We start from the raw sequence: 17895 nt of genomic DNA on the forward strand, positions 1-17895 counted from the left end.
CTCGTCTCCACTGGACGGGAAATCGTTGGCCTGGCGTTCGATTGCTCTCCACCCGTCGGACTGACGTGCTGACATACCCGCGGCCGAAGCCGGCCGGAATCATGGAGCACCGAGGTCTCCTTGACCAGCACGCTCGCCCGTCCGACACCCGAAGAGACCCGGCGGGCGGAGCCGGGGAAGCCACGCGTCCGCCCCCGTCTGCGGGCTCTGGACGGACTGCGGCTGGTCGCCGCGCTGACGGTGGCCGCTTACCACTACGGCGGTCGCGGCGTCGACGTCACCACCGCCCGGGGAAGCTCCCCGAAAGACCAGTTCCCCACCCTGCACGAGTACTTCGCGTACGACTGTCTCGGGGTCCAGGTCTTCTTCGTGATCAGCGGGTTCGTCATCTGCATGAGCGGCTGGGGCAGGCCGCTGAGGTCGTTCTTCGCCTCCCGCACCTCCCGGCTGCTGCCCGCCTGCTGGGCGGCGGTCCTCCTCGTGACGGCGGTGTTCGCGCTGCCGGTGGTCGTCTACGAGGCGGTCTCGCCGAGCGACGCGCTGGTGAACCTGACGCTGCTCCAGCAGCCGCTCGGCGCGGACCGGGTGCTGGGGGTGTGCTGGACCCTGTGGGTGGAGATCCGCTTCTACACGCTGTTCGCCCTGTTCGTGGTGATGCCCGGGGCGAGCCGGCAGCGGGTGATCCTGTTCTGCGCGGTGTGGACCATGGCCGCCGCGATCGCCGATGCCGCGAACGAGCCGCTGCTCGCCCTCGCCCTCATGCCGGAGTACGCGCCGCTCTTCGTCGGGGGCATCGGCCTGTACCTCGTCCACCGCGACCGCAAGGACGCGTACGCCTGGGGCCTCGTCGGGGTGGGCTGGCTGATCGGCCAGCGCTACGCGGTCCAGGACCTGTGGCACGCGCCGAGCGCGGACGCCTTCTCCCACCGGACCTCGTGCGGCATCATCCTGATCGTCACGCTCGGCTTCGTCGCCGTCACCGTCGCCGTCGCCGCCCTCGCGCTGGGCTGGCTGAGCTGGGCGAACTGGCGCCGGCTGACCGTCGCGGGCACCCTCACCCACCCGTTCCACCTGGTCCACGAGCACCTGGGGTGGGTGGTCATCCACGGCCTCCACCGCGGCCTGGGCATCGGCTCGGCAGAGACCCTCGCCCTGACCGTCGCCGCGATGCTGCTGCTGGCCTGGCTGCTGAACCGGTACGTGGAGGAAACCCTGACGCCGGCCCTGCGATCCCACCTGTCGAGGCAGCACAGGAGCTGAACACGGAGCACGCGTGTTCTCCGATGCCGAGGAAGAGGTCGAGGACTTCCGCCGTATGTGCGGCTTCGACGAGGAGCGGTTCCGGGAGGGCAGCCGGCCCGCCGCCGCGATCCGCGGCTGCTGCGGCGGCGATTCCGGCAGGGGGGACTCCGGCGCCCGGCCCGGTTCCCGGGGCGGCGTGGGGGCCTGCATGATTTCCGGGGCCGGTGGGCCACGGCGCGGAACGGACCCGCGAACGCGGCGAACCACGCGGCTGGAACCTGCTCCGGCAACCGAGGCTGCCAGGGGGCCACATGGGACGGGCCGGGCAGGAAGCCCCAGGACGGGTACCTCCTGAAGCAGGTTGCGGCCATCCCCCCGCAACGGCGTCAGGAAACGCCTGCACGGAGAATCGGCCCGGCCTGAGCACGAAGCGGGGTTGTCCGAGCCCTCCGGTGTCCGAGCCCTCCGGCATCCCCGTGTGAAGAAACCGGAGCCGCCGGCCTCACGCCGTAAGGGACAGCTTCGCCGCGAAGCCCAGGAACAGGGCGCCTGCTGCCGAGGTGGCGCCCGCCGACAGGGCCCGGCGGCGGCGGAAGGCGGCGGCGAGCCGGGTGCCGCAGAATATGAGCGCGCTCAGGTAGAGCACGCTGGCGATCTGGGCGAGGATGCCGAGGACGACGAAGGAGAGCGCCGGGTAGGCGTAGGCCGGGTCGACGAACTGCACGAAGAAGGAGACGAAGAACAGGATCGCCTTCGGGTTGAGCAGGCTGATGACCAGCGCCCTGCGGTACGGCCGCTCTCCGGGGGCCGTCGGAACCGCGTCGACTGCGGCGTCGACGGCGCTCTGTTCCCGCCGGGTGCGCCACATGCCCCAGGCCGCGCGCAGCATGCCGACCGCGAGCCATGTCAGATAGCCGGCGCCCGCGTACTTGACGATGCCGAACAGCACGGCGTTCGCCTGGAGCAGCGAGGCGACGCCCGCCGCGGACAGCGTCATCAGCACGGCGTCCCCGCACCACACCCCGGCCGCCGCCCTGTAGCCGACCCGCACCCCGCGCCGGGCGGCGACGGACAGGACGTACAGGGAGTTGGGGCCGGGCAGCAGCACGATGAGGATCAGGCCGGCCAGGTAGGTGAGGAGGTCGACGACGCCGAACACGGAGCGAGTGTCGCACGGAGGTGCGGCACTCCGCGCCGGTGTTTCAGCCGTCGGGAAGCGTGTCCACGGGGAGCTCTGCGCGCACGCCGACCGGTTCCGGCAGGGCCACGTCCTGCCCCTGCTCGAAGCGCCGGGGGTCGGGGTGTCCGCCGTCGGCCGGTTCCGTGCAGAGCAGGACCTCGTCGCGCCTGCGGTCACTCGTACGAGGTGACCGACCAGCTCAGAAGGCGTCGCTGGGCACGTACGTCCCCCAGACCTCGCGCAGCGCGTTGCAGACCTCGCCGACGGTGGCGCGGGCGCGCAGGGCCTCCTTCATGGGGTGGAGGACGTTGTCCTCGCCCTCGGCGGCCTTCTTCAGGGCGGTCAGGGCGTTGTCCACGGCCTGCTGGTCGCGCTCCGCGCGGAGTGCGGCCAGACGTTGGGCCTGCTGGGCCTCGATGGCCGGGTCGACGCGCAGCGGCTCGTAGGGTTCCTCGGTCTCGAGCTGGTAGCGGTTGACGCCGACCACGACGCGCTCGCCGGAGTCGGTCTCCTGGGCGATGCGGTAGGCGGAGCGTTCGATCTCGCTCTTCTGGAAGCCGTGTTCGATGGCGTCGACCGCGCCGCCGAGCTCCTCGACCTTCTCCATCAGCTCGAGTGCCGCGGCCTCCACCTCGTCGGTCATCCTCTCGACGACGTAGGAGCCTGCGAACGGGTCGACGGTGGCGGTCACGTCCGTCTCGTAGGCGAGGACCTGCTGGGTACGCAGGGCCAGGCGGGCGCTCTTGTCGGTGGGCAGCGCGATGGCCTCGTCGAAGGAGTTGGTGTGCAGCGACTGCGTGCCGCCCAGGACGGCCGCCAGGCCCTGCACGGCCACGCGCACCAGGTTCACCTCGGGCTGCTGGGCGGTCAGCTGCACCCCGGCCGTCTGCGTGTGGAAGCGCAACATCAGCGACTTGGGGTTCTTCGCCCCGAACTCCTCCTTCATCACCCGGGCCCAGATCCGGCGGGCCGCGCGGAACTTGGCGACCTCCTCCAGGATCGTCGTGCGGGCGACGAAGAAGAACGACAGGCGGGGCGCGAAGTCGTCGACGTCCATGCCGGCTGCCACCGCGGTGCGCACGTACTCGATGCCGTCCGCGAGGGTGAAGGCGATCTCCTGCGCGGGCGAGGCCCCGGCCTCGGCCATGTGGTAGCCGGAGATCGAGATCGTGTTCCACTTCGGGATCTCGGCCCGGCAGTACTTGAAGATGTCCGCGATCAGGCGCAGGGACGGCTTGGGCGGGAAGATGTACGTCCCGCGCGCGATGTACTCCTTGAGCACGTCGTTCTGGATCGTGCCCGTCAGCTTCTCGGCGCTGACGCCCTGCTCCTCGGCGACCAGTTGGTACAGCAGCAGCAACAGGGCGGCCGGGGCGTTGATCGTCATCGACGTGGAGACCTGGTCCAGCGGGATCCCGCCGAACAGCACCCGCATGTCGTCGACCGAGTCGATCGCCACGCCCACCTTGCCGACCTCGCCCGAGGCGATCGGGGCGTCGGAGTCGTGGCCCATCTGGGTGGGCAGGTCGAAGGCGACCGACAGGCCCATCGTGCCGTTGGCGATCAGCTGCTTGTAACGGGCGTTGGACTCGCTCGCCGTGCCGAAACCGGCGTACTGGCGCATCGTCCACGGCCGGCCCGTGTACATCGTCGGATACACACCCCGGGTGAACGGGAACTTCCCCGGCTCGCCCAACTGCTCGGCAGGATCCCAGCCCCCGAGGGAGTCCGGACCGTAGACCGGCTCGATGGGCAGTCCGCTCTCGGTGGATCGGGCACTGCCCGACTCGCGTGCCATGGTGTGATGCCTCCCGCTGAGCAGCGCTGCTCGGCTGCTTGCCCGTTCACGTCAGGTCAGGTGCCCGTCAGGTGCTCACCCGTACCGACCGACTGCCCGCCGGTACGGACCCGGCCCTTCGACGGACTGTAGTCGTGGGGGGGCGACCCGGTGCAGGGGCGCACGCTGGGACCTTCCTCACAGGGGCGGTGGGACTCCGCTCACAGCGCCCGCCCCCGCCGTCGTCCGCCTGTCACTCACCACCATGCCCCCTGGTTCGGGAGCGGTCATGTCGGGGACCATCTCAGGTGACGGCACGCAGGGACCGGTGAGGCGAGGGGGCTCGCGTGCGTACTACGGGCATGGGGACGAGGGCGCGGTCGTCGGCGGAGACCCGGTCGCGGCCGGGCGCGGGTGCGGTGGCGAGGGCCGTCGCCGCGGGCGCGGCGCTGGCCGCGCTGACCGGGGGCACGGTGGGCTGCACCGTGGAGCCCGTCGACGCGGACGGCAACGGACGGTCACCGGTGCGCATCGAGCTGCCGAGCGGCACGCCGCCGGCGTACCGGCCGCCCTCCGGTTCCGGTTCTGACGACGGTTCCGGCTCCGGCGGCGGTTCGGGGGCCGGGGCCGACGACGGCAAGGGCGGTGGGGGTTCCGGTGCCGGTGACCGGCCGGAGAGCGTGCCTGCCCGGCCGCCGGCGCGGGTGCTGTGGTCCCCCGGTGACTCGGGGCGTGACGTCCGTGAACTCCAGGCCCGGCTGCGTCAGGTCGCCTGGCTGTTCGACGGGCCCACCGGGACGTACGACGGTGCCACGCGGGAGGCCGTCGAGGGGTTCCAGGGCAAGCGGGGGCTGCCGCGGACCGGGGGGACCGACACCGTCACCTGGCAGCGGCTGCTCGGCATGACGCGCGAGCCGGACCGGTGGGAGCTGTACCTGATGGGCGGCCAGCCGGCCGCCGCTCCCGACGCGCGCTGCCGGACGGGACGCGTGCTGTGCATCAGCAAGTCCAGCCGCACCCTGCGCTGGATGATCGACGGGCGGACCCTGACGACGCTGCCCGTCCGCTTCGGTTCCGATCCCACACCGACGCGCGACGGTGTCTTCGAGGTCTACTGGAAGTCCCGCGACCACGTGTCCACGCTCTACGACTCACCGATGCCGTACGCCATGTTCTTCAGCGGCGGCCAGGCCGTGCACTTCTCGGCCGACTTCGCCGCGCGGGGCTACGCCGGGTCCTCGCACGGCTGCGTCAACGTGCGGGACGAGACGGCCGTCGCCGGGTTGTACGAACAGGTGCGCAACGGCGACAAGGTCGTCGTCCACTGGTGAGAAGGGCGCGGGCGGGACCGGGGGAACGTGTCTCGCCCGCGCCGAGTGCACGAGCCGCAGGTACGGGGGGAACCCCGGCTCCGTGCAGAAGCCGATGACCAGTCGGCTCACCCAGTACTGCGCCCCGGTGGCCGAAAACGTCACACCTGGCGACACGAAAACGCCGAACACCCGTAAAAACGCAGGTCAGCCGGATGCATCGGCATCCTTGCCGCCGTTGGCGTTCCCGTTCGCCTTCCCGTCGGCACCGCCGGTCGCGTTGCCCTTCCCGTTCCCGTTGCTGCCGTTCGCCGCACCCTCGGTGCCGCCGGCGCCGTTACCGGTGCCGGTGCCGGTGTTCCCGTCTCCCGCGGCCTCGTTGTCCCGGCCGGTGCCGGTGCCGGTCTCGTTGCCGCCGTCGCTCTTCGCCGTGGAGCCGGAGCCGGTGCCCGTGTCGGCTCCGGTGCCGTGCGTGGCCAGGACGTTCTCGCAGTACGGCCCGACATGGGCGGAACCACCCGCCGCGCCCTCCAGCAGGCGCTTGCGGCTGCCCGGGAGCTTGCGGCCGTCGCGTAAGGCACGGCAGGCCGAGACGATCTGCTTCCCGCGGCCCTTCCCGGCCGTGAGGTCACCGGTCTTCACGCCGGGTTCCGCCGCGCCGCCGTCCTCGTCGTCGCCGGTGCCCGGTGCGTCCTGCTGCCCGGTGCCCCCCTCGGCGTCCCCGGACGGCTTGTCCGGGGCACCGCCCCCGGGCGGGGCGCCGACCGGCGCGTCCTTCTTCGACGGGGGCGGCGGCAGGGGGGGTCCGGGTGGGATGGTGGCGGTGGACGTGGCGGCGGGACCGGAGACTCCGGACGGTGTCGGCAGGATCCCGGTACCGGCCAGGACCGCGACACCACCGACCATGCCCACGGTCAGTGCGGCGGCCAGTCCGAAGCGCGCCGGGCGCGCCCAGCGGGGTCCGTGCTCGGGTCCGTGCTCGGCTCCGGGACGGTCCCCGGGCGGGGCGCCGATGCTGACCAGTCCCCCGTCGTCGTCCCGTGCGGCCTGTTCCGCCCGCTCCTCACGGACCGTGCGGAAAGCGGCCAGCGCGGCGGCCTCGCCGGGGAGTTCCCCGTCGGCCGGCGGGGGCGGGGGCGGGGCAGACAGGGTGCCGAGGACGCGCGCGAGCCGTTCGGCCTGTTCGCGGTCGGCCGGGCCGACAGCTTCGGGTGACTCTCCGCTCAGCAGTCGCTCCGCCGTTTCGCGGTCCAGCCACCTGTACTGCTCGTCGGCCATCACATGTCCTTCTGCGTCCGCGCTCGCATATGCGTCACGCTCGCGGACGTCACCGCAGGGCTGCGTGGTTCTCGCTGGGGAGGGAGGGCCTCGAGTCCCCCTGCGGATTCCGGATGTGCTTCCGGATCGCCGTCGAGTATCTCAGCCAGCCGCCTCAGGCCCCGGTGCGCGGCCGTGCGTACGGCACCCGGCCGTTTGCCCAGCGTGGCGGCGGCGGTCTTGGCGTCGAGGCCCACGACCACCCGCAGGACGACGGCCTCGGCCTGGTCCTGCGGCAGCCGGGAGATGAGGGCGAAGGCGCCGTCGGTGGCCATCGCCTCGATGGCCTGGTCGGCGGTGTCGGACTCGGCGGGCCGCCCGTCCAGTTCGCTCTCGTCGCCGCCGATCGCGGGGCGACGCCCACGCATGCGGATGTGGTCGAGGGCACGGTTGCGGGCGATCCGGGCGGCCCAGCCGCGGAACCGGTCCGCGTCACCGCTGAACCGCTGCAGGTCCCGGGCGATCTGCAGCCACGCCTCGGACGTCACGTCCTCGGCGTCGGGCTCGCCGACCAGCGTGCGTACGTACCCCAGCAGCCGTGGGTGCACGGCCCGGTACACCGTCCGGAACGCGGTCTCGTCCCCGTCCTGTGCCGCCCCCACCGCGGCCGTCAGCTCCGCGTCGTCCCCCAGCACCGCGCACCCTCTTTGCGCCTAAGCCGGCGCCGCTCTCGCGGACCGGGTTCTCGCCGTCGTGGTTCCTCGATCGATGGTTGCGGTCTCTGGCCGCGAGTGGGTCGTGGTCATGTTTCCGTCGCAGCCTGGCGCGAAAGGCACGTTACGACCTCAAACCTCTCCCCGTCCATGTCCGTCCACGTTTCCGTGCATGATTCAACAGAGCTGTGACCGGGCGGTGTGACAGAAAACGCACTCATGGCGCTGTACGAGTCACGGGCCGCCGCGCGGTCCGTGCCGCGCGACGGCCGGGGCCTCTCCTGTGGGGGGTGGTGGCCTCGGCCGTCGCCCCGGCCGCGACATTCCGCGGGCCCCGTCGGGCCTGCCCGGCCTGCCGTGGACCACGGCGCTCCCTTCGCCCCCGGCCAGGCCGACGCACCCCGGCTCGCCCCTCGGTCCTCCCGTACGCACGCACCGGACCCCGGGGACCGGTGCGGAGGGGGCGCTCCGAGGCTGCGGGCCGGGCCTCGTCCGGGCCGGCGGCGAGGGACCGGCCGGCGGACGGGTTCCGCACGTGTCCGGCACGACATCCCGGGTGCCCCGGGTCCCGTCGGGAGCCGCCGGTGCCGGGCCCGGACGGCATGACCGCGCGAAGGCGGTCACCTCAGCGGTCACCGCTCGACGCGTCCCGGCACAGCAGGCGCAGAGACCCGTCGGCCGTGTAGCGGCGGCGGGCCTCCTCCCTGGGGTCCCAGAGGCGGCCGTCGGGGGTACGGACCCCGTGTTCACCTCCCGAGGCCCACCACTCGCCACCGGTCTGGCGCACCATCACCTCACCGGCACAGGCGCCGAACCCGCGCAGCACCGTCTCCACGGCGGCGTACGGGGCCGGCTCGCCGCGTATCTCCTCGATGGCGCGGTCGACGCTCCACAGGCTGCGCGCCGAGTAGTCGAGGCGCAGCCGCGCCCCTTCGCGCATCGCCGTCACGGTGTCCGCCGCCCACCGCACGGGCGTGGCCGCGGCCGCAGGCCGGGGCTCCTGCCGTGTCGTCGCAGTCTCAGTCGTCTGGGTCGCAGTCGTCTCAGTCGTCACACCCGGTGGAGCGCCCGGACCCGCGGTTTTGTCACCCGGACGGACTCTGCTGCGCAATTACCCGGCGTGATGACGCCGTGCCGATACGGCCTTCAGAGCGCGTCGCAGATGCAGGCAGGCCGGGCGCGGCCGAGCCCGGAAAGCACGGCACGTGATCGCTCGCCGAATGGAGCAGCGGAGTCCGGACGGACTCTGCTGCTCCATTGCGGAGAGTGACGCCGGCCCGTCGACGGGGCGCAGGGAACGGGCCTCGCGAGGAGGCGGTCCAGCCCCGGCCGGCCCCTCTCGGATACGGTGTGTGCCCCTCCCCCGAATAGAGCAGCGGAGTCCGGACGGGCGGGGCGCGGGCAACCGGCGCAGAACCGACCCGGCTCCGCCGCAACACGGTCACAGGAGCCGCCGTTTGGGCGGTGTCCGGCTCTGCGAGCCGCAGGCGGACCCCACGTCTGCGGCATGATCCGACGGGCCGGCCCCGAGGGCCCGGTCAGCCGTCCCGGCGGTTTCGGCGGGACAGGGCCGCGGCGAGGACGCGCCGGCCCTCCGTCGAGACCTCCAGCACGCGCCGCAGCCCGGCCGGGCCGTGGCCGGCCAGGACCTCCAGAACAACGATCTGACGGCGCAGTTCGGCGGCGCCGAGCGGCGACAGCGGCAGACCCTCCGTGCGGCCCCCGCGGGCTGCCTCGATCGCGTCCGCCACGTCCTCGTCCGGAGCACCGCCGTCCAGGATGCGGTGGATCCGCAGCGCGGTGACCGAGCAGGCGTGTGCCCACTCACGCAGTGCGGCGGCGGAGCGCTCCGCCGGGGCGGTGGTGAGCATCCGGTGCGCGAGCGCCGCCGCGGCGTCCGGGCCGTCCGCCGCGGCGAGCTTGCCGCGCGTCTGCTCCAGCCGCTCCGCCCAGTCCTCGGCGGCGGCGTCCCCGGCGAGGGTCCCCCACAGCGGGCGCAGCGTCTCGTCGTCACCGCCCAGCAACGGCACGCAGCGATCCAAACAAGCCAGTCCGCTCGCGGCCAGTGTTCGCTCGTCGGCCTGCGCGATCAGTTCCACCAGGCTCATCCACGTCCCCCTCAGCAGGTCTTCGCGAGCCTCCGAAAAGGCTCTTCGCGGACCTCACGGGTACGGAGGCCGCACTTTGCCCTTACTGCGTGCGACGGGCCGGGAGTGTCACAGGGGCACCACTCCAAGCCGGTCGAGCAACCGGAAGAACAAGGTTTCGGCCACGGGGTCGGGGTCCGCGGTCAACACCTCGACCAGTTCCTCCACGGCCACGGCGTGTCCGGCCTCTGCGGCCCATTCGACGGCCCGGCCGGCGGCGTCACGGGGTTCCAGGAAGTAGTCCTCCAGTGTGAGCCCGTCCTGCGCCGTGCCCGCCGCGCCCTCGCCGCAGGTGCCGTCCGCCGCCGGGGCGCCGAGGTAGCCGGCCATCGCGGACCGCGCCAGGCAGGTCGCCCAGGCGCCGCTCTCCGGTGCGGCCGCCTCCACCACCACGCAGGCGCTGTCCATCACGTAGCCGAACAGCGCGGGTGCGCCGGTCTCCCCGGCGAGGTCGTTCATGTTCCCGACGGCGCCGTCGCCGCTCGGGTACTCCCAGACCTGCCATCCGCCCGGCGCCGACGTACGCAGGGTCATGTCCCGGGCTCCGGCCAGCGCGTCCCGCTCGGCGAGCGGCCGCTCGTCACGGCCTACGACGAAATACCCCCAGTAGCCCATGTGCCGGCATTCCCCCCGGTGTATCGGTTTCGACTCGTCAGAAGACCACCACAGTCGCAAGGGGGTCCGCAGGAATACGCCGCGATCCGCCCGAATCCATCTGTACCGGCTGAGGGCCGTTGAAACCGCCGCGCCGGGTCCGGCTCAGTCCACCTCGTCCGCCAGGCTCCGGAACTCCGCCCAGGACAAAGCCGGTTCGGCCGGGTCCCAGAGCTTCTGCGTGGTCGCCCGCAGAGGCATCCTGATCCCGGCCGCGACCTGGTCCTGTGTCTGGGAACGGGACAGGTCGCACCAGACGGCGAAGGATCCGCCGAGGATCTGACCGTCGTACCGGGCAGGGACGGCGGTGGTTCCGCGCAGCACGAGCGGCGTCCACTGCTCGTAGATCCGCTCCCCCGTCGGGTAGACGAAGTCGTTCGGCTCGCCGAGCACGTAGTAGAGGAACTCGTCGTTGTAGTTGACGACCTCGCGGCCCTCACCGAGGTAGTCCGCCGGCTGCCGGGCCCCGATCTCCTTGCCGGTCCAGTAGGCGACCTGGATGTCCTTCGCGGCCTGCACCGAACCGCCTTCGAAGAAGCCGTCGTTCCAGGCGCGGAAGGTGCGGTCGTGGGCGCGGACGGTGTCGGCGCGGTCGTTGAGCCAGCTCGTGGCCAGGTCCTCGACGGTCGCGCCGGGACCGTGCTCCTTGCGCGCGGCGGCGGCCAGCCCCGGGAACGCCGCCTCGGGGTCGGAGACCACCAGCGCCTGGTACTCGTCGGCGCCGAGGTGCCACTGCGAACCGGGGAACAGCCCGGCGTACTCGTTCAGCAGGTCGTCGACGATCTCGGCGGACCCTGGATCGGAGATGTCGATCGCGCCGCGCACGGGCCCGCCGCCCGCGTCGCGCAGCTGGAGGCCGGGGTGGGCGGCGATGACCGCGCCGAGGTGCCCGGGCGAGTCGATCTCGGGCACGACGGTGATGTGCCGGCTCGCGGCGAGGTCGACGATCCGCTCGACCTGCGCCTTGGTCAGATGCCGGTCGGAGACGATCTCCGGGTGCGAGTCGGACTCGATGCGGAAGCCCTGGTCGTCGGAGAAGTGCAGACCCAGCTCGTTGTACTTCAGGTCGCCGAGCTCGCGGACCCGGTCCTCGATCCAGTCGGCGGTGAAGTGCTTGCGGGCGATGTCCAGCATCATCCCGCGCCGCTGCTTGGCCGGCTCGTCGCGCACCACGCCCTCGGGGGCGGTCTCGGCGCCGCGGATCTGCTGCTTGAGGGTGCGGGTCCCGTAGAAGACGCCCGCCTCGGCGGGAGCACTGATGGTCACCCGACCGCCCCGCACGGTCATCGTGTACGACTCGGGGTTCGCGCCCCCGCCCTTGTTCAGCTCCAGGCGCAGGTCCCCGGCGCGCTCGTCGTCCTGCTCCCCCGCGTACGCGAGGCCCAGCTCCCCGGCTATGAGGCGGCCCTCGTCCGCCAGCGCCGGATCTCCGACGACCACCCGGTGGCCGCGCCCGGGCCGCCAGCCGGGGCCGCGCTCGGCGCTGTGGTCACGGACGGCGGGAATGGTCCGGGGCGTCTTCGACAGGGGGTGGGAACGGGTGGGACTCGGCTCGGACGTCCCGGAGGGCGGTGAACCCGCCGCGTCCGCGGAGCGGGAGGCGGCGGAACCGGCCGGTCCCGTGTCGTCGTCCGACGTCGCCCACAGGCCGACGCCCACCCCGGACGCCGCGACCAGCGTGCCCGCGGCGAGGGCCACGACCAGCGTCCGCCGCTGCCGCGTTTGCCGAGCGGAGGGCCGACGCCTGTGCTGCCTGTGCTGACTCACACGACCAACCTACGGCTCATCCGGGTGACGGACGCCGGGGAACCGTTTTGAAACTCTCCCGTCCGAGTGAATTTCGACTATCGATCGGACACGTCGTGGACTCACTCGATAACGTGATGGCACAACTCTCACACCATCCGCCACCCCACCTCCACGGTTCCCGCCCCCTTCTCTCACCGACCCACACGTGACACCCCAAGGACTCACGCTGCCCGCGCACCGTCTCCCGCACCTCCCCGGCCGTGTCGCCCTTCCCGGACAGTCGCACGGCGCCCCCGAAGCGCCCGACACGCCCGGCGTCCTGTCCGGGCTGGAGCACTTCAACGCCATGCCGTCCGAGGACGCCGAGCGCACCCTGCTGGCCTGTCTGCACAGCCCTCGCTGGGCGGTGCGCGTCGCGGCCCACCGCCCGTACCCCGACCTGGAAGCCCTCCTGGCGGCTGCGGACGAGGCGGCCTACGACCTGCCCCGCGCGGACCGCGCCGAGGCGCTGGCGGCGGAATCCCTCCCCGGCCTCCCGGCGGACGCCTACTCCGCCGCCCACACGGCCCTGAACGCGGCCAGCGCAGCCTACGGGAGCCGGTTCGGACATCCGTTCGCCATCTGCCTCGACGGTCTGAAGCCGGACGAGGTCCTGGACCACGTACTCGAAGGCATCCGGTCACGATTGGCCAACGATCCGGAGGAGGAACGCCTGGTCGCCGCAGAGGAACTCCGGCGCCTGGCCCGGGGCCGTCTGGCCGGCCTCCTCGCGAACACGGACCACTGACGGGTCGCCGACAGGCCGCAACGACCGCCCGGAGACGGCACCAAGCCGCACCAAACAGGCCAAAAGCCCCACGGCGGCTCCTCGGAGGCCCTTCCGCGGCCCGCTCCCTAGACGAGTAAGTCGTATGTCTTCAGTGGTCGTAGGCGATCAACGATCGAGTGATCGGTGCGCCGGTCAGGTTGTTCAGCCAGATCGCGGCGGCCATGGCCAGAATGCGCTGGGCGACGCGGACCGCGACGCCCGCGCAGCTGCGCCCTCCGTGGCCCTCCAGGTCGAGCTGGCCTTTGAGGGTGTCGTTGACCGACTCGATCAGCTGGCGGACCTTCTTCAGCATCGGCTCGCCGTACCGGGCCTTCTCGCGCTTGCGGGAGGGCCGCAGCAAGGTGATGCCGTGGTCGGCCAGCAACTGCTCGAAAGCTCGGCCGGCGAAGCCCTTGTCGGAGATGAGCAGGATGCCGTCGTGCTCGGCGACGACGCCTGCTTCGACCTCCAGCATCGCGGCCAGCACCTCGCGTTCGCCGATCTTGGGGTCCGCCAGGGCCCACAGGATCGGCATCCCGGCCGGGGTGCACACGAGGTACAGCCGCAGCCCCCAGAAGAACCGCGAGTGGCTGGCGCAGTAGCCGTATCCGGCCCATCCGGCCAGGTCGGAGCGTTTCACGGTGGGCCGCGACATGCCGCACGGCACCGGGGTGGAGTCCACGATCCAGCAGTCGTCCAGCCAGAAGTCGGACGCCTTCGCGAGCATCCGGACGACCCGCTTGACCAGGCCGAGCGCCGCGCGCAGGCGTTTGTTGTAGCCGGACTGCTGGGGCAGGTACGGAAACATCCCGGCCAGGTGCTTGCGGGCGTAGCGCAGCCAGTGGGCTTCGGAGGTGAATCCGAGCATCGCCTGGGCGACCGCGGCGCACACCAGCTCGGAGTCGGTCAGCAACGGCGGCCTGCCCAGCCAACGCGGCCCTCCCAACTCGTCGTCGATCTTCACGTACAGTGCGGTGATGAGGGTCTCGAGGTCGTTCGTCACACATCGACCAACGGGACCCTCACCCTTTGCGCTCAACGAGACTTCGGACTTACTCGTCTAGCCCGTAAGCGTGCCAGTCCGATCACAGCGGCAGGGCCCCTGTCCGCCTCGCGGCCACACCTGGCTACGATGCTGGGGGCCGGTGGACCGTACCCGGCCGGGCCCGACCGACACGAGAAAGCCGGCGCGGCCCCAATCCCCGCTACCGGAGGAAACTTCCGTGCCGGCTGGAACGCTGTACCGCGGCCGGGAAGGAATGTGGTCCTGGGTGGCTCATCGAGTCACCGGCGTCCTCATCTTCTTCTTCCTGTTCGTTCACGTGCTGGACACCGCCCTCGTGCGAGTGTCCCCTGAGGCCTACGACACCGTCGTGGCCACGTACAAGACGCCGATCGTCGCGCTGCTGGAGTACGGCCTCGTCGCCGCCATCCTCTTCCATGCGCTCAACGGCCTGCGTGTCATCGCCGTCGACTTCTGGCTCCAGGGCGCCCGGTACCAGAAGCAGATGCTCTGGACCGTCGTCGCCCTGTGGGTCGTGCTGATGCTCGGGGCGGTCTACCCCGTGCTCGGCCACGCCGCTCGTGAACTGTTCGGGAGCTGACGCCCATGTCCACGACTGAATCCACCGCTTCGGGCATCGGCCCCGTCGAGGGTGCGTCGCTCTACTCGGTCGACAACCCGGCGCCGGTCATCGAGCCCCCGCGCAAGCGGACCAGGAAGACCCCGAGGACCACCCGGGGCAACTTCGAGATGGCCGCCTGGCTGTTCATGCGCCTGTCCGGTGTCGTCCTGGTCGTCCTGGTCATCGGGCACCTGCTGATCCAGCTCGTCCTGGACGGCGGCGTCTCCAAGATCGGCTTCGCCTTCGTGGCGGGCCGCTGGGCCTCGCCGTTCTGGCAGGTCTGGGACCTGCTGATGCTGTGGCTCGCCATGCTGCACGGCACGAACGGCCTGCGCACGGTCATCAACGACTACGCGGAACGCGCGAACACCCGGCTGTGGCTCAAGGGCCTGCTCTACACGGCCACGGTGTTCACCATCCTGCTGGGCACGCTGGTGATCTTCACCTTCGACCCGAACATCCGCTAGGCACGGGGCTGCGAGAATCATGAAGATCCACAAGTACGACACCGTCATCGTCGGCGCCGGTGGCGCGGGCATGCGCGCGGCCATCGAGTCGACGAAGCGCAGCCGCACCGCCGTCCTGACCAAGCTCTACCCCACCCGCTCCCACACGGGCGCCGCGCAGGGCGGCATGGCCGCCGCGCTGGCCAACGTGGAGGAGGACAACTGGGAGTGGCACACCTTCGACACGGTCAAGGGTGGTGACTACCTGGTCGACCAGGACGCCGCCGAGATCCTGGCGAGGGAGGCCATCGACTCCGTCCTCGACCTGGAGAAGATGGGCCTGCCGTTCAACCGCACCCCGGACGGCACCATCGACCAGCGCCGCTTCGGCGGTCACAGCCGCAACCACGGCGAGGCCCCGGTCCGTCGCTCCTGCTACGCGGCCGACCGTACCGGTCACATGATCCTCCAGACGCTGTACCAGAACTGCGTGAAGGAGGGCGTGGAGTTCTTCAACGAGTTCTACGTCCTGGACCAGCTGATCACCGAGGTCGACGGCGTCAGGAAGTCGGCCGGTGTGGTGGCGTACGAGCTGGCCACCGGTGAGATCCACGTCTTCCAGGCGAAGTCCGTGATCTACGCCTCCGGCGGCAACGGCAAGTTCTTCAAGGTGACGTCCAACGCGCACACCCTGACCGGTGACGGCCAGGCGGCCGTGTACCGGCGCGGGCTGCCGCTGGAGGACATGGAGTTCTTCCAGTTCCACCCGACCGGCATCTGGCGCATGGGCATCCTGCTGACGGAGGGCGCCCGCGGTGAGGGCGGCATCCTGCGCAACAAGGACGGTGAGCGCTTCATGGAGAAGTACGCGCCGGTCATGAAGGACCTCGCCTCCCGCGACGTGGTGTCCCGGTCCATCTACACGGAGATCCGCGAGGGCCGTGGCTGCGGTCCCGAGGGCGACCACGTCTACCTGGACCTCACCCACCTCCCGCCGGAGCAGCTGGACGCCAAGCTGCCCGACATCACGGAGTTCGCGCGGACCTACCTGGGCATCGAGCCGTACACGGACCCGATCCCGATCCAGCCCACCGCGCACTACGCCATGGGCGGCATCCCGACGAACGTCCGGGGCGAGGTGCTGGCGGACAACACCACCGTCGTCCCCGGCCTGTACGCGGCCGGCGAGGTCGCCTGCGTGTCGGTGCACGGCGCCAACCGGCTGGGCACCAACTCGCTGCTGGACATCAACGTGTTCGGCAAGCGGGCCGGCATCGCGGCCGCCGACTACGCGCAGACCGCCGACTTCGTCGAGCTGCCCGAGGCCCCGGAGTCCTTCGTCGTCGCGCAGATCGAGCGGCTGCGGTCCTCCACCGGCACCGAGCGGGTCTCCGAGATCCGCCGTGAGCTGCAGGAGACCATGGACGCCAACGTCATGGTGTTCCGCACGGAGCAGACGATCAAGACGGCCGTCGAGAAGATCGCCGAGCTGCGCGAGCGCTACCTGCGCGTCTCCGTCCAGGACAAGGGCAAGCGGTTCAACACGGACCTGCTGGAGGCGATCGAGCTGGGCAACCTGCTCGACCTGGCCGAGGTCATGGCCGTCTCCGCGCTCGCCCGCAAGGAGTCCCGCGGCGGCCACTACCGCGAGGACTACCCGAACCGGGACGACGTCAACTTCATGCGCCACACCATGGCGTACCGCGAGGTGGGCGACGCCGGCTCCGAGTCGGTCCGGCTCGACTACAAGCCGGTCGTCCAGACCCGCTACCAGCCGATGGAGCGTAAGTACTGATGGCTACCCCTGTTGTGGACAAGGCGGAAGCGGCCGGATCCCCCGAGCCCGGCTTCGGCGACTCCCCGTACATCACCGCCACCTTCCGGATCCGCCGGTTCAACCCGGAGGTCTCCGCCGAGGCGACCTGGGAAGACTTCCAGCTGGAGATCGACCCCAAGGAGCGTGTCCTCGACGCGCTGCACAAGATCAAGTGGGATCAGGACGGCACGCTGACCTTCCGCCGTTCCTGCGCCCACGGCATCTGCGGCTCCGACGCCATGCGGATCAACGGCAAGAACCGCCTGGCGTGCAAGACGCTGATCAAGGATCTCAACCCGGAGAAGCCGATCACGGTCGAGGCGATCAAGGGCCTCACGGTCCTCAAGGACCTGATCGTGGACATGGAGCCGTTCTTCCAGGCGTACCGGGACGTGATGCCCTTCCTGATCACGAAGGAGACCAACGAGCCGACGCGTGAGCGGCTGCAGTCCGCCGAGGACCGCGAGCGTTTCGACGACACGACGAAGTGCATCCTGTGCGCCGCCTGCACGTCCTCGTGCCCGGTCTTCTGGAACGACGGCCAGTACTTCGGTCCGGCCGCCATCGTCAACGCGCACCGGTTCATCTTCGACTCGCGCGACGAGGCCGGCGAGCAGCGTTTGGAGATCCTCAACGACCGTGACGGCGTCTGGCGTTGCCGTACGACCTTCAACTGCACGGACGCGTGTCCGCGCGGTATCGAGGTCACCAAGGCGATCGCGGAGGTGAAGCGGGCGCTCATCACGCGCCGCTTCTGACGCTTTCCCCGCACACGGCCAAGGTCCCGGTCCGGTGGACCGGGACCTTGGCCGTGTGCGGGCGCCGGAGCGGCCGGCGCCGCGTCAGCCGCGCAGGACGCGGCCCTCCTTGTCGGTGCGGTCGTTGCTCACGAGGAACATGACGCCGTCGATCAGCGCCCAGAAGCCGAGGCCACCACAGGTGAGCAGTTGGGCGACACCGATGCCGACGGAACCGACGTAGAAGCGTCCGATGCCCAGGGTCCCCAGGAAGATCTGGAGGAGACCGGCGACGATCTTCGACTTGTCGGAGTAGGGGCGGCCCTGCGGGTCGTGGCCGTAGGGGGCCTGAGGGCCGGCGGGGACGGTCATGACGCTGCTCCTGGGGAGAAAAGTGTGACGCGCCGGGCAGGCTGCCCGGACGGCTCAGGAGG

Annotated in this window: 17 protein-coding genes; 7 read left to right on the forward strand and 10 right to left on the reverse strand. The window is 71.2% G+C overall.

All coding sequences use genetic code 11. From position 1 onward, the window contains the following. Positions 1–120: 120 nt before the first annotated feature. Positions 121–1260 carry an acyltransferase family protein gene (locus HUV60_RS12160; protein WP_257851248.1) on the forward strand — a complete coding sequence of 380 codons (1140 nt, stop codon included), beginning with the start codon at positions 121–123 and terminating at the stop codon, positions 1258–1260. A gap of 484 nt (positions 1261–1744) precedes the next feature. Here the strand turns inward: HUV60_RS12160 and leuE are convergent, their stop codons facing one another. Continuing rightward, positions 1745–2401 carry a leucine efflux protein LeuE gene (gene leuE, locus HUV60_RS12165; protein ID WP_257851247.1) on the reverse strand — a complete coding sequence of 219 codons (657 nt, stop codon included), beginning with the start codon at positions 2399–2401 and terminating at the stop codon, positions 1745–1747. A gap of 220 nt (positions 2402–2621) precedes the next feature. Continuing rightward, positions 2622–4220 carry an acyl-CoA mutase large subunit family protein gene (locus tag HUV60_RS12170; protein ID WP_257851246.1) on the reverse strand — a complete coding sequence of 533 codons (1599 nt, stop codon included), beginning with the start codon at positions 4218–4220 and terminating at the stop codon, positions 2622–2624. A gap of 326 nt (positions 4221–4546) precedes the next feature. Here HUV60_RS12170 and HUV60_RS12175 point away from each other — a divergent pair, with 326 nt between their 5' ends. After that, positions 4547–5530: a L,D-transpeptidase family protein gene (locus tag HUV60_RS12175; RefSeq protein ID WP_257851245.1), complete on the forward strand. Its 984-nt coding sequence runs from the start codon at positions 4547–4549 to the stop codon at positions 5528–5530. Positions 5531–5716: 186 nt separating this feature from the next. Here HUV60_RS12175 and HUV60_RS12180 read toward each other — a convergent pair whose 3' ends face one another. The 6 genes from HUV60_RS12180 to HUV60_RS12205 form a co-directional block, all read right to left on the reverse strand. Beyond that, positions 5717–6787, reverse strand: a complete 1071-nt coding sequence (locus HUV60_RS12180; protein ID WP_257851244.1) for a hypothetical protein — start codon at positions 6785–6787, stop codon at positions 5717–5719. After that, positions 6787–7461 carry an RNA polymerase sigma factor gene (locus HUV60_RS12185; protein ID WP_257851243.1) on the reverse strand — a complete coding sequence of 225 codons (675 nt, stop codon included), beginning with the start codon at positions 7459–7461 and terminating at the stop codon, positions 6787–6789. Before HUV60_RS12185 ends, HUV60_RS12180 begins: the two co-directional genes overlap by 1 nt. 643 nt (positions 7462–8104) lie before the next feature. Continuing rightward, on the reverse strand, positions 8105–8533 hold the full coding sequence (locus HUV60_RS12190; protein WP_257851242.1) for a hypothetical protein: 429 nt from the start codon (positions 8531–8533) through the stop codon (positions 8105–8107). 484 nt (positions 8534–9017) lie between these two features. Continuing rightward, positions 9018–9587 carry a hypothetical protein gene (locus HUV60_RS12195; RefSeq protein ID WP_257851241.1) on the reverse strand — a complete coding sequence of 190 codons (570 nt, stop codon included), beginning with the start codon at positions 9585–9587 and terminating at the stop codon, positions 9018–9020. 108 nt (positions 9588–9695) lie between these two features. Beyond that, entirely contained in the window at positions 9696–10241 is a 546-nt protein-coding gene (locus HUV60_RS12200) for a hypothetical protein (RefSeq protein WP_257851240.1), read from the reverse strand. A gap of 144 nt (positions 10242–10385) precedes the next feature. After that, a complete protein-coding gene (locus tag HUV60_RS12205) occupies positions 10386–11984 on the reverse strand; it encodes a beta-N-acetylhexosaminidase (protein ID WP_257851768.1) in 1599 nt (532 codons plus the stop codon). 391 nt (positions 11985–12375) lie between these two features. Between HUV60_RS12205 and HUV60_RS12210 the strand changes: the two genes are divergently transcribed. After that, positions 12376–12816 (forward strand): 2-oxo-4-hydroxy-4-carboxy-5-ureidoimidazoline decarboxylase, encoded by a 441-nt coding sequence (locus tag HUV60_RS12210; RefSeq protein ID WP_257851767.1) that lies wholly within the window; start codon positions 12376–12378, stop codon positions 12814–12816. 130 nt (positions 12817–12946) lie between these two features. On the opposite strand, the gene HUV60_RS12215 is transcribed toward HUV60_RS12210, so the two are convergent. Then, positions 12947–13840: an IS982 family transposase gene (locus HUV60_RS12215; protein WP_257848832.1), complete on the reverse strand. Its 894-nt coding sequence runs from the start codon at positions 13838–13840 to the stop codon at positions 12947–12949. Between the two features lie 220 nt (positions 13841–14060). Between HUV60_RS12215 and sdhC the strand changes: the two genes are divergently transcribed. The 4 genes from sdhC to HUV60_RS12235 are packed head-to-tail and all read left to right on the forward strand — an operon-like array spanning position 14061 to position 17482. Continuing rightward, the gene (gene sdhC / locus HUV60_RS12220; RefSeq protein ID WP_257851239.1) at positions 14061–14441 is read left to right on the forward strand and encodes a succinate dehydrogenase, cytochrome b556 subunit; all 381 of its coding nucleotides are present in this window, start codon (positions 14061–14063) and stop codon (positions 14439–14441) included. Positions 14442–14446: 5 nt separating this feature from the next. Further along, entirely contained in the window at positions 14447–14929 is a 483-nt protein-coding gene (locus HUV60_RS12225) for a succinate dehydrogenase hydrophobic membrane anchor subunit (RefSeq protein WP_257851238.1), read from the forward strand. 19 nt (positions 14930–14948) lie between these two features. Further along, positions 14949–16703 (forward strand): succinate dehydrogenase flavoprotein subunit, encoded by a 1755-nt coding sequence (gene sdhA, locus HUV60_RS12230; RefSeq protein WP_257851237.1) that lies wholly within the window; start codon positions 14949–14951, stop codon positions 16701–16703. After that, the gene (locus tag HUV60_RS12235) at positions 16703–17482 is read left to right on the forward strand and encodes a succinate dehydrogenase iron-sulfur subunit (RefSeq protein ID WP_062190266.1); all 780 of its coding nucleotides are present in this window, start codon (positions 16703–16705) and stop codon (positions 17480–17482) included. The genes sdhA and HUV60_RS12235 overlap by 1 nt, the downstream gene beginning before the upstream one ends. 84 nt (positions 17483–17566) lie before the next feature. Here the strand turns inward: HUV60_RS12235 and HUV60_RS12240 are convergent, their stop codons facing one another. Continuing rightward, a complete protein-coding gene (locus HUV60_RS12240; protein ID WP_257851236.1) occupies positions 17567–17833 on the reverse strand; it encodes a TM2 domain-containing protein in 267 nt (88 codons plus the stop codon). Positions 17834–17895: the final 62 nt, after the last annotated feature.

This window comes from Streptomyces sp. KMM 9044, assembly GCF_024701375.2.
GTDB lineage: Bacteria > Actinomycetota > Actinomycetes > Streptomycetales > Streptomycetaceae > Streptomyces.

Bases quoted from the DNA above. Each gene is read 5' to 3' on its own strand.
- HUV60_RS12170 (WP_257851246.1), bottom strand. From the start codon at position 4,220: ATGGCACGCGAGTCGGGCAGTGCCCGATCCACCGAGAGCGGACTGCCC.
- HUV60_RS12195 (WP_257851241.1), bottom strand. From the start codon at position 9,587: ATGAGCCTGGTGGAACTGATCGCGCAGGCCGACGAGCGAACACTGGCC.
- HUV60_RS12225 (WP_257851238.1), top strand. From the start codon at position 14,447: ATGTCCACGACTGAATCCACCGCTTCGGGCATCGGCCCCGTCGAGGGT.
- sdhA (WP_257851237.1), top strand. From the start codon at position 14,949: ATGAAGATCCACAAGTACGACACCGTCATCGTCGGCGCCGGTGGCGCG.
- HUV60_RS12180 (WP_257851244.1), bottom strand. From the start codon at position 6,787: ATGGCCGACGAGCAGTACAGGTGGCTGGACCGCGAAACGGCGGAGCGA.
- HUV60_RS12240 (WP_257851236.1), bottom strand. From the start codon at position 17,833: ATGACCGTCCCCGCCGGCCCTCAGGCCCCCTACGGCCACGACCCGCAG.
- HUV60_RS12200 (WP_257851240.1), bottom strand. From the start codon at position 10,241: ATGGGCTACTGGGGGTATTTCGTCGTAGGCCGTGACGAGCGGCCGCTC.
- HUV60_RS12235 (WP_062190266.1), top strand. From the start codon at position 16,703: ATGGCTACCCCTGTTGTGGACAAGGCGGAAGCGGCCGGATCCCCCGAG.
- HUV60_RS12210 (WP_257851767.1), top strand. From the start codon at position 12,376: ATGCCGTCCGAGGACGCCGAGCGCACCCTGCTGGCCTGTCTGCACAGC.